Origin of the sequence: uncultured Cyclobacterium sp., assembly GCF_963977555.1 — a bacterium.
GTDB lineage: Bacteria > Bacteroidota > Bacteroidia > Cytophagales > Cyclobacteriaceae > Cyclobacterium.
Genome location: NZ_CAXBPD010000026.1, coordinates 1 through 13887 on the forward strand (window position 1 = coordinate 1; position 13887 = coordinate 13887).

The window sequence follows — 13887 nt, forward strand, 5'->3', positions numbered from 1 at the left end:
GCCTCAATAAATGAAACATTGGGCTAAAGCCCCAAAAAAACCAATCACACCTACCTTCCCCCAGCTAAAGCTAGGGGCTATTGAAAAAGAAGAATGACTTTATTTTAATACATTTTCGCTTGGCTCCTTCTGAACCCCCGGCGGCTGAGCGGAGTCGAAGACATAGGGTTACGAGTACTTAATTCCAACTCCTTTGGCTAGTCCTAAGAAACAATGACCCAATTGATCAAAGAATTAAATGCAATAGAATTGGGTTATAGACTTTTAATAGAGCTTACCTTATCCATTTCGTTTGAGTTTTGAGGGATTTTGTCGGGTGTCAAAAACATCATAAATTCTTATTAATTCTTCTTGAAAACCTTCAGCGTATATTAATCTTGTAGTTTTTGAAAATGAAGTATCGATATTTAATTTTTCTGTATTTTAAAAATTCTTCTACTTGTCCAATTAAAGGTACTTTTCTTAACTTTTGCGTCTCATATATTATGTCTTTTACAAGTTTGTTCGCAACGACTGAACTTGCATTTTTTTTCATAATAATCATAGATTTCGTCAAGTTGAGTTTCAGCAAAGTCAGACCAAATAACTTTCATTGTAACTACTTATATTTAGCTAAAAGATCTGAGCTACTTTTAAATCGGTTGTTTTGAAAATCAGATTCTGATTGGTCAATCCGTTTGTTCAACTCATCTTGAGTCATAGGTTCGAGTATTCGCTTTTCGATAAATTCCCTTTCTTTTCGTAAAATACCCTCAAGACGAGAGATAGCTTCTTCGCTCTGAAGTTTTAGAAATTCCTGTACAAATTCTATTTTCCGAGCTTCTAAATCCATTTTATTTAACATTTTATCAAAGATATTATTTTATGAATTGTTAGGTGGAACAACTAGTTTTTGCGTCCTGGGTATCCGGAAGTTGCCGTGTTTCCAATTAGCAATAACCAAAATAAATGTTGGAATCTATATATCCACCATCAGTTTCAAAAGGCCAATACCGAAATACTTACTCTTTCCTCAATCTCCAGTAGCAATAGGTAGACCAACGACACATCACTCACAAACAGATACATACACCTGTAAGAAAATTACGTAAAAAATACGAATGGTCAAACAATTAGCACAATGCTACCTAACGTTTAATCGATAAAGCTAAATTTGAAATGCTTCCATTAAGGCATAGAATTAGAAACAACCTCTTGATTGAAAATAGCATTTCCAATAAAAACTTCCCCAACCCCCTTATCCTACCCAAACCAAGTAGTACTAAACCTATAATTTCTCGTAATCTAAGTGAACCTTTGAGGTTTAACACAATAACAACCCATGAAAAAACTCATTTATCTTTTCGCATGTATACTTTTTTGTTCCTCGACCCTTTATGCACAGGAATTAAAAGTAGGCGCTGCCCTGCGAGTAATTACCCCTGATCCTTTGATTCCCGTTTCTGGTGGAGTGGGAACCCCGATTCCGGCAACGGAGAAAAAGGGCGACCTTTTTGTTCGGGCCATGTTGATGGAACAAAATGGCGTCAGGGTGGCGATAGTAGGTATAGACAACTTAGGGTGGCCTGCCGTACTAGGCGATCAATCAAAAGCCCTTATCAAGGGCATCCCTCCTGAAAATATACTCATCGGAGCTACCCATACCCACAGTGCGCCTGATGCTTATGGCTTCCCCAATGAAAAGGGAGAAGTACTGGCAGATTTTGACTACCTGGAATGGTGTGTCAAGCAAGTGGCAGATGCAGTCAATGAAGCCATGGAAAACATGGAACCTGCGGCCTTAAAAATAGCCGTTGGAGAGGCCGAAGGGAAAATCGCCTACAATTATTATGCGCCTGATCTTTATGACCCTCGCTGTGGAGTCATTCAAGCTTTTGGTACCACAGGGGAAAACAAAGACAAGGCAATCGCCACACTGGTCAATTATGCCATCCATCCGGAAGTCATTGGCAATAAAAAAGGCATTTTATCTCCTGATCTTTGTGGGCCCCTGTACAATCGCATTGAAGCCAAAGTAGGTGGGATGGCGATTTTCATGAATGGAGCACAAGGAGGAATGGTTACTGCTGACAACAGAAGACCCGAAGGCGAGGAAGCTGGAGATTGGGAAGAGTGTATTAGAATCGGTGAATTATTGGCAGACCAAGCCTTGTCAATTGTGGATAAAGCTCCCCTGCAAACAGCCCCCACACTGTTCACAACCTCAAAGGAAATCCAGCTACCTGTGACTTCTCCACTGATGAAAATGTTGATCGACCATTCTGAAATGGGACTAAAAATATCAGAGGGCTATAGGCTAAAAACAAGGATAAACCTTTTGAACATTGGCTCAGCCCAAATCCTTACCATACCGGGGGAAGCCTTACCAAATATAGGTTACTACCTGAAAAGGAAAATGAATACAGACCATCCCTTCTTGTTTGGTCTGACCAATGATGCCTTTGGTTATATCCTTACTAAAGAAGATTTCAACAGTTTCAAACGCTATGAATACATATCCAAAACAAGTCTTGGTGAAGAAACTGCCGAGGTGTATATAGAGGAAGCGCTGCAATTGATTGAAGAGAGTCCGGGTACCAAACTATGATCTTGTCGGTATCCTATTTAATTCACACGAATAGAAAAAAATCAACTTTAGCCAGCAAGGAATCAATTGCTTAGCATTTTAACTGGCATGTAACTACTTTAAAACAAAAGAAATTTTCAATATGACTAACAGCGACATAATCACAATAAAAATTCTGTTTTTACTTTTAATAATTTCGTTTTATTCACTGCTTCCTAACAGCTGTTACTCACAATTGCCACCACCAAAAAATGGCCACACTTATGTAATTGCACACCGGGGCGCACATGAAGGTATTCCTGAGAATTCCCTCCCAGCTTACCAAAAAGCCATCGATCTGGGCTGTGATTTTGTAGAAATAGATCTTAGAACAACCCTTGACAAGCAATTTGTAAGCGTGCACAACAGCAGTATTGATGCTTATGTAGACGGCAAATCTGGAATTATTAAAGACATGAATCTGGCTGAATTGAAAGCATTGGCTATTGGGAAAAAGATTGCTGAAGAATGGCAAAACACCCGAATACCTACTTTTGAAGAAATACTAAAGCTTTGTCAGGGTAAAATAGGTATTTATCTGGACCTGAAGGATGCAGATCCTAGCGCGTTACTCCCATTGATTCGTCAATATAAAATGGAGGAAAACATTGTCTGGTTTATGCATGGTAATGATGAGGAAAATATTTCAAAAGTCCGGCAGAACTGCGCCAACTGTTTTCCAATGCCTGACCCGGGGAAAGAAAGCAACCTAAAAGATGTTTTGACTAAATACCAACCTAAGGTGATCGCCAGTGGAATGAGAAACTGTAGCCTTTCTTTCTCTAAAACAGTACATGAACAAGAGGCCATTGTATTTGTGGATGAAAGCAAAAACAGCCTGGAGGATTTAAAGCTTGAATGGACAAAAATGATTGAATGGGGAATTGATGGTATTCAAACAGACAAACCCGAGGCGCTTATTGGCTTTCTAAAAAACTTAAATTAGCAACATGCGTACTGAAGCTAAAATATTAAAATGGTTTAAATATTTGTTTTTAGGGTCAATGGTACTTATCCTTTTGCTGGTCTTGGTAAAAATTAGCCCAGCCCTCTGGAACCGGTGGGTGACCTACCCCCAATTGGAAAAAGCAAGAAATGAACTATGGGAAAAATACCGAAAGCCTCCACAGGTTATTTCTATGCCTTTATATCAAGGGGCTGTTCACTCACACACTTTTTGGTCACATGATAGCAGAGGTTTATTACCTGAAATAATGGATGGAGCAAAAAAAGCAGAACTTCAGTTCATTTTCAATTCAGATCACAAACGCAATCAGCTGGACACTTTTCCGCGGGGGTATCAAGGAATTTACGAAGGCATCATCATAGAATCCGGCACAGAACATAATTCCGGCCTAATGGTCAGTCCTTTTGACAGCACAGTAATTGACTGGGACAGACCAGAAAGCGAGATCATTCGGGAGATAGTCGAAAGTGATGGATTGGCCATTTATGTCCATTCAGAGGATGAGCATGATTGGGGGAATCAGGATTATCAAGCCATGGAGATTTACAATATCCATACAGACATGAAGGATGAGAAAGGGATATTCCCCATTCTTCTCAACAGGTTATTGAATCCAAAAAAATACACGCATTGGATGTTCAGGGACCTTTATGATGAACAAACGGAGATATTGACCAACTGGGACCGGCTAAACCAAAACCGGAAGATTGTAGGGGTAGCCGGAGTAGACGCACACAACAATCAAAGTTTCAGGGCCAGACATCTTGAAGACGAAAAAATAGAATGGGTTGGTCCCAATGCAGACACCTTGGTGATAAGGGAGGCCAATTGGTTTGACAAATTGCTAATGGGAGAAGCGGACAAATACGGCTGGGCCTTTAAATGGGAATTGGATCCTTATTTCAACTCTTACAACCATGCCAATAACTATGTCTATTGCGACACCTTTACCAATGTAAATATTAGGGATCATATTAAATTAGGACACCTTTTTGTCTCCTTTGAAAGCCTGGCCAAAGGGGACGGCTTTCAATATTTTGCGGTAAATGATGCGGATAGCTTAACAGCCATTTTGGGGGATTCTGTAAACCTGGCTGCTGCCAATAAATTGAAAGTGTTATCCCCATTTCCCGTAAAATTTCAGCTTTACCAGAATGGGGAGCTTATAGAAGAAACCGAGGAAAATTACGAATATGAATACTTGATTCGCGACAAAGGCAATTACCGAATAGTGGCAAGAATCGACCTGAGAAAAGAATGGACACCATGGATTTATACCAATCCTATTTATGTTTATTAGCACCCTAATGGAGTTGTTTTGGGAATATGTAATTCCTTGGTTTTTAATAGAACACTTGCGTAAATAAATAATTATGAAAAATACACTACTCCTAGTACTTATTATCTTATTCTGTGTGGTGGGATGCAAAACAGCTGATACTGATCCTGAACGGCCACTCAAAGCACCCAAAGGATACATGAATGAAACGCTCCTCAAAATGGCCTACGGTTTGGGAATGTTGGATCTAATCGATTCAAAGCCTCCAGTACCAGATAATTTAGAGGCGATAAAAGAGGTTACTTATAAAACCATAGGAGGTATTGATTTACACTTGGACATCTACAAACAGAAAGACTTGAAAGCTCCTGCCCCTACGATGGTATTTATCCATGGTGGAGCCTGGAAAAAAGGTAAACGTCAGGATTATTTACCTTATATGATCGATTATGCCCAGAAAGGTTTTGTAACGGTAACCCTCTCCTATAGACTTTCAGGAGTAGCGAAATTTCCGGCAGCAGCCCAGGATGTCAATTGTGGTATCAAGTGGGTAAAACAGCATGCAGCTGATTATGGCATTGACCCGGACCGCATGGTGCTGATCGGTGGATCTGCCGGTGGCCATCTCTCTTTATTGCTTGGTTATGGAGGAGATGAAACAGTGTTTAATCAGGATTGCGAACAAGGCCCAGACAGCAAAGTGAAGGCCATAGTAGATTTTTATGGACCAGTAGATCTCACGACCCCCTATTCGATTACCACAGAGCAGGTTCAAAGTTTTATGGGTGTTTCCTATGAAAAAAATCCAGAACTTTACAAACTCGGTTCACCGAGTACTTTCATCAGTGCTGATGACCCTCCTACTTTAATTTTTCAGGGAACAATTGATTCACTGGTTCCTGTCAGCCAGTCGGATTCTCTTGCCAGCTGGTTGGGTGAGGCCGGTGTGCCCCATGATTACCATCGACTCAAAGGATGGCCGCATACCATGGATGCTTCCAAAAAAGTAAATGAATATGCGCAATTTTATATTGATGCATTTTTGGAGAAATACCTATGATATGGGAATAGCTGCTCCAGCTCCCCCGTATCGGCTAAATGAACGCGGTTATCTGTAAGAATAGGCAACTTTAGGAATATATTTTATTTAAAAAAAAAACAAAAAAAATTTGAAACTCAATTATTTTTTTTTTATATATAATATAGAATGCGAACAATAAATAAGTTTGTCGGTATCAACAATTAAGATTTTGTCTTAAAAAATGTTGGTTTAGTTGTTTTTCCTTCAAGCCATTTTTCTAAATTTAGGTTTGTCTTTGTAAAAATCGAAAGGTTGGATTATTCCCTATACAATTCAGTCGCCTTTATTAATAGCCTTTTGATAACGTGTTCCATAGCGAAATGGCCAATTATAATCTATAAATTGGTTTTAAAATGCTTACTAAAAGAATTAAAACAGTTTTAATCATTTTCTCAATATTTCCCATCTTTTCCTGTGATGAAAATTTACATGATTCCCAGACTTTTGATAGCTTTGAAATTCAGGGAGAAGACCTGCTTTCTCATAAAGAGTTAAAAAATATTATTGGCAATATTGCAGAAATTCAATATGAATTTGAAAACGGAAGAATCAGTGCTGATATTTTGGAAAAAGAAATTAAAAATTCTCTAGATCCTCTTATTAAAAATGGGAGAAATTTACACAGCAAGTTTTTAAATAACCTTGCTAGAAGTGGAGATCTAAATAAAATGTCTACCCATGAAATAAGAGAGATTGAAGATTTTTCTGATCAACAACTCGCAGAACTTTCATTTGCAATAAATTACTCAAATTACAACTTTTCTATCGATCCAAGAATACGTTCATGTCTCAATACGGCGTTAGGCATTACAGGGATGTATGACCTGATGAGGAATACCCGAGCTTTGGGTAGTGTTCAAACCACAGTTAAAGCTTTACGTTTAGTCGGCCGTAGAGCACTTGGATGGGTTGGTATAGGACTAATGATTTTGGATTTTACTGATTGTTACTATGCTTTGTAATAAAAACAATGATCGTCTAATCAATTCATGGAATAGCAACACCTCAATCTTTACTGTTTTGATGTATGTCCTATATGGTATCTTTTACAGGATTTTAGATCTTCCAGTGCTATTTTATTTTCTATCCTTCTTTACCCTTATCAACGTCATTGCCATTATTTGGCTCTTATCATTGATTTTCAAAAACACAGCTGGCAGTCTTTTTAAAGATAAGCGTTTTGGTTTTGCGTCTTTGAGACTTATTTTAAACTCCTTGCTATTCTTTCTGATAATTACTGCCGCAATTAGTGGATAAAAGAATCTATTGAAGGTGCCACAATAAAATGGGAAACGAAGTAAAATCGCATACAATTTGCACAAATGATATCCGTAAAAAGAAAACAATCCCTGATTCTAAAACATTTAAATAGTAAGATTAGGCCCCTAAAATGGATAAAGATTTGAACGGCCTCGTTGCAAGAAAAGGCAACAATACCGGCAAAAAAGTGTCAATTAATACTGGTTACCTAGTTACCTAGGGCCAATAACTTAGGCTGGGGTATTGTAGTCACTGCGAGGGAGCAAAATGTACAAGGAAAGTAACATAAATCGACCCTGCGACTGCGGCAGTATGTGGGAATAGGTATACGTAATACGTTATAAAATGACCCTATTCGAAATCTTTGCGCTGGCGTTACCATTCAGGTTGATTCACTTAGGCTCGCTATGACGGTAGGCATTTACCTCTTAAAATACGGATAATCGGCAGGGCCTTGTTTTCCTTCCGTGGTCATGGTAGACGTAATGTCATAACTTGAGCGTTGCCAATAATAAAATTGCCCCGTTTCGGTACCTACTATCAAATCCGGCACACCGTCTTTATTGAAATCAGAAACCACAGGGCCATCGGTATGCCCCATCAGGGTTTGAGAAAGCACCCTGCCCATGTATTCCAAAACCAATTTACCATCTTTCATGCCTTTATTCTTCATCCAGTCTACTGCCGGCTTGGAAGAAACAATCAAGTCTTTAAGTCCATCTCCATCCCAAACGTGAAAAGTAATTTTTAAGCGTCCGCTACTGGAACCTGTGCGTTGGTTTAGTAAAATTGGCTGACCGTCAGGAAAGACAAAATTCCGCTGCGGATGCGACAACACGAGTTTGTCATTAACTTTTTCCCGGGGAAAAACCGCCAAATAACCTTCATGGTCCAATATGACCAGATCATTTAATCCATCTTCGTTAAAATCCATGATCAAAGGTGATGTTCTCCAGGGAGCCAATAACTCATTGTCTGCTGCCGCTACCCCCGGCACCCAGGCTGGTCGAAGTGGTTCTCCTTCCCAGTCCACTTCCAGAGGTTGTGGAGCCGCAAGTTTAGGGTCCGTTTTGGTGCCAATATTTTTGATAAAAACAATATTTCCATTGTGTTCATTGGCCAAAATATCCGGCAAATCATCCTCATCCCAGTAGCCAACATCAATGGTAGAATAACCCCAGATGGTTTTCTCAGTATTGGGAAGGGCTTCCGTTTGGATCAACCTGATAGGCTTTCCATCAACCTCTAATAACTTTGGAGCATCCCAGATAGGATCTTTTCCTCCCAGGTTTTTAATAAACCCTATATGTCCCACGCCATTTCCACTAATAATATCATCCAATCCATCTCCATCCCAATCAAAGATTCTGGGAGCCACTAAAGCTCCAAAATCTACATATTTGGCTTCTTGCTGAACATATACTGGTGCTGCAAATTGTGGCACTCCTTCCTTGACCTCTCCGGTATGCCTGAGGCAAGAAATTTTTCCATCTTCATCCCCAGCCAAAATATCCATAAAACCGTCTTTGTTCCAATCTATAGCAGTCTGGTGCATGGTGGCCCTCGATTCATACTGAATGGGCAAGCCATCAATAGTCAAAGCCCTACCAATTGAAAATTCATGATCGCTTGCCGAACCAATATTTTCAAAATAAACGATAAAATCCTCGTTCCAATCAATGTCAAAATTCTCATGATTTTTACCGATACTCAAAAAATCGTAATCTCCATCATTGTCAAAATCTGCAAACATGGGTTTCATAGAAAGTCCCTCTGATAGAGGAGAGCCATCTGATTTCAAAAGCTTTTGAGGATTTTCATAAACAGGATCCTCATTGGTACCGCTGTTTTTCAAAAACAATACATGACTTTTGCCATCTGTTACGAACTCCAGGTTATTGGCCAGTTCCCCTACTCTTCCTCTGTAGGTTCTGGGTTTGTCTCGCGTAGCTACTGCCATCAAATCATGCACACCATCTCCATCAAAATCAATGATTTTCCACTCTGTTTTACAATTGTGCAAGTAATCGTAGCCTTCCAATGGAAGTATAACTTCATTGTCATCCCAAAAAACATTTTCAGGCACATTTTTATAAATCAATAATTTCTCCCTTACCCTATCTGGAGTCAGTACATGTACCCTACCCTCCATTTCAGATGCCTGAAATCTGGAGCCATCGTCTCCCAATCTCCTCCTCTCAAAGGATACTTTCATCCTTCTTCTGAAAACAGGCATTTCTGTATTACCTGAAATATTCTCAAAATAGAAAATCCCGGATTCGGTATAGCTACCAGATTCAGAAACAAGCAAATCCAAGTCACCATCTCCATCAAAGTCCATCGGCATAGGGACCGCTTTAAAGCCAGCATCCAGGTCTACCAACAAGCCAGGATTATTGTACGCAAGTTTATGTAGCATATTGTCACCATACAGGCTTGATTCTCCAGATAGCTGATCCGTTCCACAGGAAAAGAATAAAAGGCTACCTATTGCTAAAATAGGTAGACAGGTTTTAATGGGTAAGGTCATGAATGCAAAGAAGTTTTGAACTATATTTTTATATAGGTATGGTTTTTATACATGTACCAAAGAATTAGGTAAAGCAGACCAAAGCCACCAAGTGTCGTCAAAGCCCCATAATACGCCCCTGTGTATTGCTCCAAACCATACAATAGAAAATGGGCTATATCAGGAAAGCTGATTACATGAGAAAGCACATAAGCAGTAATGGCATTCATACCGATCACTTTAAACATAAATGCCCATTTCACTTTGCCTTTTACATCAATGATCCAATAAAACAGGGCCATCAAAATAAAACAAACCCCAGAGGAGGCCAATACAAATGAACTGGTCCATACTTTTTTGACAATTGGATGCCAGATTCCCCAAATCATGCCCAATCCCAAACCAGCAACACCTATGACCAATAGGTAGAGTGCGACTTTGTTTCGGGGAAGATTAGATTTAATTAACTCCCCGGCAAAAAGTCCAGATAGCGTAGTGGCGATAAAACCAAAGCCAGTCAATACCCAAGTGTATTGATAACCATCGTCAAATCGTCCCAAAACCAAGTGGTCAAAATACAAGGCATAATTTTGGTCTGGAAGAATTACACTTCTACCAACACCTGGGACATTGGGAACAGTAAGTATCAAGGCATAAATCACCAAACAGGCTGCAAACATGACATAACGTCCATTTTTGCTTAAGTAAATAAAGGCCAGGCAGGAAAAGAAATAGCCCACCGCAATCGCCTGAAGCGTATTGCTAAAAACCTTAAAAGTATCAGCGTCCAATGCCAGTAGATTTCCCTGAACTATCCACCCCAGGAAAAAGAGGATGAAAACCCGCTTGAAGAGTTTTTTATAAATATTAGCTCTCCCTGTATTTTCCTGCATTCTCTTTGACAAGGAAAAGGGAATAACTGCCCCCACCATAAATAGGAACAGCGGCATAATAATATCGTAAAAAGTAGACCCAAACCATTCGGGATGATCAAATTGGTTGGCCAAAAAACCCGTTAGAGGTGATTGAGCCCCCTTATGTAAAAGGGCAAAGAATCGGTCAGCAACAATTATAAACAACATGTCAAATCCCCTCAATGCATCTATTGAAAGGATTCGGTTGGGCTTGATGGTTTGTTCAATCATGAAATTTCGCTTTGGTGGTTGGTGGTAAGTAATATATCATTTTATTTTAACAAAGATTCCACACACTACAGGCAAATACAAGTACAGCGGTGTATGTCTTATTGAGTAATCCCAAATGTGAGTGCCTATTTACCAAATAGTTTATTGCGTTTTTCCCAATTGATTTTGGCAACATAGACACTTCCATCGCTGCCATATTTCTCTACGCCCTCTGGCTGCATCCATTCAGAAACAGTCACCCATGTCTCTTTTGGACTAATCTCTGTAACGCCAAAATTACCCAGCCTTGCTCCTCTTTCGGGCACCAAGGCAACTTCTGTATCTCGAATTACAGCCAGTTTTACTGTGTCAACTTCTGCCATAAACAAAGGCGCACGATGCCTGAAAACATGGTCATTGTCTGCGCCTCTTCTGGTATATACCAAAAACAAAGCATCAGAATGCCTGACCCAATGCTGTTGGGTATTATAGTTGCCTAGAGGAGAGCCATCGTCAAAAGTCCAAGGCTTGATGGCATCGTAATGCAAGCCATCCTCACTGGTGGTAATATACCCTTGCAGGTCATTTCTAATGGTAAGAAAATATTTCCCACCAAATTCCATCAAAGAAGGTTCATGCAAACCTCTACTATCATTATCCACCCATAAGGAGTTTCCAATCTTTTCGAATTGCAATTTCTTGCCATCAAAACTGCAAAGGCAAACTGCCACCCTGGATTTTTTTCCGGGAGGCGTGTAGTATACAGGCAATAGAATAGAGCCATCTTCCAGGTCTACACGCTGCACGCATCCAGCTCCTGAACTTGAAAGTTCTTCCCCTTCTGGCATTTCCAATTTCATCCATGGCATCCACTCCTCATTTTTTGGATCATAAACCGAATAGGACGTATGCCTTGGCCTGGGATGGTCAACTTTCCAGTCGGGGGTGTAGACAATAGTATGGCCTGTCCCCAATAACACACCTGATTTTTTGTGCCACTTGGGCCAAAAGTCAGCAGCCGCTACGGGCCGTTCTACACCAGCTATGGTTTCCATTCTAGGAGCTAAAGAATCGGACTTTTGAGGCTTTGTCCAGGTCTTGCCGCCATCCTTACTCTTGATCTGATACATGCCTTTAAAAACATCACTTCCTTCCAGATCAAGTGTACTCATGGTCATAACAACTTCCTTTGAACCATTCACCGTTCCTGCACGTGGATGCACCCAGCATTGTTTGCCATCAAATAACTTGGCCACCACATCTAAGCTAACCGTAAACTCCGGAGCCAGCCGGGCCTTCGAAAAGGAGAAGCCTGCTTGAGGAAGACTCAGTGTCAGGAGGGAAACGGTACTTTTAAAGAGGAAATTTCTTCTATTCGCCATGCATTAGTTTTTTTGGGGAGTTGGACTATCAACCAATAATAAGGAAACATACGGAAAACCAACCTCATAAACCACCGTTTTTTCACAAAATAGCGTACTTTTATCTGGTTGGTAAGGTGAAATAAAAAACACTGAACAATTGATTAGAGAAATACCCATATTTTTGGTAAATACGAAGAAATCAAATGCTAACTATACCCGAACAATCAAGGGAGTTGAGAATAACTAGCTATTGGAGAGAAAAAAAAAAAACTGATGGTAATAAGGAAAGCAAACAAAGTAGACGCCGAAACAATTACAGAACAGCTATTCCTTGCCATGGAGGAAATTCTCTATGCATTTATTGGAATGAAAGACCACAAAAAAGCAAAGTCATTTTTACGCTACTTTGTTGAAAAAGAAAACAATCAATATTCATATGAAAATTGCCTGGTAGTCGAAAGTGGAAATGAAGTTATAGGAACTTTGAATATTTATGATGGTGGAAAATTGGAAAGCTTAAGGGCGCCAATAATCGCTTATATCAAAACCCATTTTGGAATAGGCTTTCACCATGAAGAGGAAACTCAGGAAGGTGAGTATTATATAGATTCACTAGGCATTAGTAGAAGTCATCAGGGGAAGGGCACCGGAACAGCATTATTAAAATTTACAATTGATAAATATGTCAAGAGCGACCAAAGAACAATAGGCTTATTGGTTGATGAAGACAATCCAAATGCTGAGAAACTGTACTTGAAGTTAGGCTTTGAACTTATTGGTAGAAAAACATTGGCTGGCAAGAAAATGAAACACCTACAATTGAGGCCAAAAGTTAAAGAATAGTTTAAAAACAAAACACAATACCTTAGGAGGTAAGATTTTCATTCTTCAAACTTTGAGAAAACAGTAGTGGTTGTATTGCCCTTAAACCACTCGGTATTTTATTTCAACGGCTCCTGTAGGATAAGCTTTAGTTTCGATAAGCGTCAAATTTGTTTCATTAGGAAGATTTTCAAATAATTCAATACCTTCAGTCAAAACTATGGGCATTACAAAAATTTGAATTTCATCAATAAGCTTTTCATTGAGCATCATCGTATTCAATTGACCTCCCCCAATAAGCCAAATGTCTCTTCCTTCATCTGCTTTAAGCTGTTTGACAAAATCAAGATGCTTGTCAGCAATAAAGGTGACTTGTTCTGTATTTTCTAAATCCATGTTCCGCGTAAAAACATAATTTTTCTTATCGGAATAAGGAAAATCAATACCCCAACTTAGGATTTGCTTGTAGGTAGTATTGCCTTGAATAGTAGTGTCGATAGATTTATAAAAATCGGAATAGCCATGATCAATTTCTCCCGGATTTGGGATGGCTTCCAACCATTCTACACTTCCATCTGGTTTAGCAATTTTTCCATTTAGGCTAGTGGCTATAAACAATTTAATTTTCCTCAATATAATTGGCTTTAAAAATTATTACTACCAAAGGTTTAATAACACTACACAACATATTCCTAAAACCTGAGAGCTAATCCATTTTGAATTCATGGCCAAAATAGGCCTAATTTTTCATTAGACAATGCATAACGTTATCATGATTGTTCATTTAAAAAATATCCTATAGGGTAAAATAAATCCAATCGATCAATTGGATAGGAACAAATACCTTGGGCCAGGTTAAATAAATTCCACAGAAAT

Annotated in this window: 11 protein-coding genes; 6 read left to right on the top strand and 5 right to left on the bottom strand. The window is 39.3% G+C overall.

Translation table 11 applies throughout. The features are described from left to right. Positions 1–598 precede the first annotated feature (598 nt). Positions 599–832: a hypothetical protein gene (locus AAC073_RS22760; RefSeq protein ID WP_339926127.1), complete on the bottom strand. Its 234-nt coding sequence runs from the start codon at positions 830–832 to the stop codon at positions 599–601. Between the two features lie 489 nt (positions 833–1321). On the opposite strand from AAC073_RS22760, the gene AAC073_RS22765 reads away from it, so the two are divergent. From AAC073_RS22765 to AAC073_RS22785, 5 genes are all read left to right on the top strand, one after another. Then, positions 1322–2587, top strand: a complete 1266-nt coding sequence (locus AAC073_RS22765) for a hypothetical protein (protein WP_339926128.1) — start codon at positions 1322–1324, stop codon at positions 2585–2587. A gap of 214 nt (positions 2588–2801) precedes the next feature. Next, a complete protein-coding gene (locus tag AAC073_RS22770) occupies positions 2802–3551 on the top strand; it encodes a glycerophosphodiester phosphodiesterase family protein (RefSeq protein ID WP_339926129.1) in 750 nt (249 codons plus the stop codon). Positions 3552–3555: 4 nt separating this feature from the next. After that, complete coding sequence (locus AAC073_RS22775; RefSeq protein WP_339926130.1) at positions 3556–4872, top strand: hypothetical protein; 1317 nt, start codon at positions 3556–3558, stop codon at positions 4870–4872. Between the two features lie 73 nt (positions 4873–4945). After that, entirely contained in the window at positions 4946–5911 is a 966-nt protein-coding gene (locus AAC073_RS22780) for an alpha/beta hydrolase (protein ID WP_339926131.1), read from the top strand. A 374-nt stretch (positions 5912–6285) separates the two neighbouring features. Next, positions 6286–6894, top strand: a complete 609-nt coding sequence (locus AAC073_RS22785) for a hypothetical protein (RefSeq protein ID WP_339926132.1) — start codon at positions 6286–6288, stop codon at positions 6892–6894. 719 nt (positions 6895–7613) lie between these two features. Here AAC073_RS22785 and AAC073_RS22790 read toward each other — a convergent pair. The 3 genes from AAC073_RS22790 to AAC073_RS22800 form a co-directional block, all read right to left on the bottom strand. After that, positions 7614–9722 carry a VCBS repeat-containing protein gene (locus AAC073_RS22790; protein ID WP_339926133.1) on the bottom strand — a complete coding sequence of 703 codons (2109 nt, stop codon included), beginning with the start codon at positions 9720–9722 and terminating at the stop codon, positions 7614–7616. Positions 9723–9742: 20 nt separating this feature from the next. After that, positions 9743–10846, bottom strand: a complete 1104-nt coding sequence (locus AAC073_RS22795; RefSeq protein ID WP_339926134.1) for a DUF5009 domain-containing protein — start codon at positions 10844–10846, stop codon at positions 9743–9745. Positions 10847–10971: 125 nt separating this feature from the next. Then, on the bottom strand, positions 10972–12207 hold the full coding sequence (locus tag AAC073_RS22800; protein WP_339926135.1) for a sialidase family protein: 1236 nt from the start codon (positions 12205–12207) through the stop codon (positions 10972–10974). 255 nt (positions 12208–12462) lie between these two features. Here AAC073_RS22800 and AAC073_RS22805 point away from each other — a divergent pair, with 255 nt between their 5' ends. After that, positions 12463–13032 carry a GNAT family N-acetyltransferase gene (locus AAC073_RS22805; protein WP_339926136.1) on the top strand — a complete coding sequence of 190 codons (570 nt, stop codon included), beginning with the start codon at positions 12463–12465 and terminating at the stop codon, positions 13030–13032. Positions 13033–13113: 81 nt separating this feature from the next. On the opposite strand, the gene AAC073_RS22810 is transcribed toward AAC073_RS22805, so the two are convergent. Beyond that, entirely contained in the window at positions 13114–13644 is a 531-nt protein-coding gene (locus tag AAC073_RS22810) for a dihydrofolate reductase family protein (RefSeq protein ID WP_339926137.1), read from the bottom strand. Positions 13645–13887: the final 243 nt, after the last annotated feature.

Excerpts from the sequence above, each read along its gene's own strand:
- AAC073_RS22760 (WP_339926127.1), bottom strand. The coding sequence starts at position 832 with ATGGATTTAGAAGCTCGGAAAATAGAATTTGTACAGGAATTTCTAAAA.
- AAC073_RS22765 (WP_339926128.1), top strand. The coding sequence starts at position 1,322 with ATGAAAAAACTCATTTATCTTTTCGCATGTATACTTTTTTGTTCCTCG.
- AAC073_RS22775 (WP_339926130.1), top strand. The coding sequence starts at position 3,556 with ATGCGTACTGAAGCTAAAATATTAAAATGGTTTAAATATTTGTTTTTA.
- AAC073_RS22780 (WP_339926131.1), top strand. The coding sequence starts at position 4,946 with ATGAAAAATACACTACTCCTAGTACTTATTATCTTATTCTGTGTGGTG.
- AAC073_RS22785 (WP_339926132.1), top strand. The coding sequence starts at position 6,286 with ATGCTTACTAAAAGAATTAAAACAGTTTTAATCATTTTCTCAATATTT.
- AAC073_RS22790 (WP_339926133.1), bottom strand. The coding sequence starts at position 9,722 with ATGACCTTACCCATTAAAACCTGTCTACCTATTTTAGCAATAGGTAGC.
- AAC073_RS22795 (WP_339926134.1), bottom strand. The coding sequence starts at position 10,846 with ATGATTGAACAAACCATCAAGCCCAACCGAATCCTTTCAATAGATGCA.
- AAC073_RS22800 (WP_339926135.1), bottom strand. The coding sequence starts at position 12,207 with ATGGCGAATAGAAGAAATTTCCTCTTTAAAAGTACCGTTTCCCTCCTG.
- AAC073_RS22805 (WP_339926136.1), top strand. The coding sequence starts at position 12,463 with ATGGTAATAAGGAAAGCAAACAAAGTAGACGCCGAAACAATTACAGAA.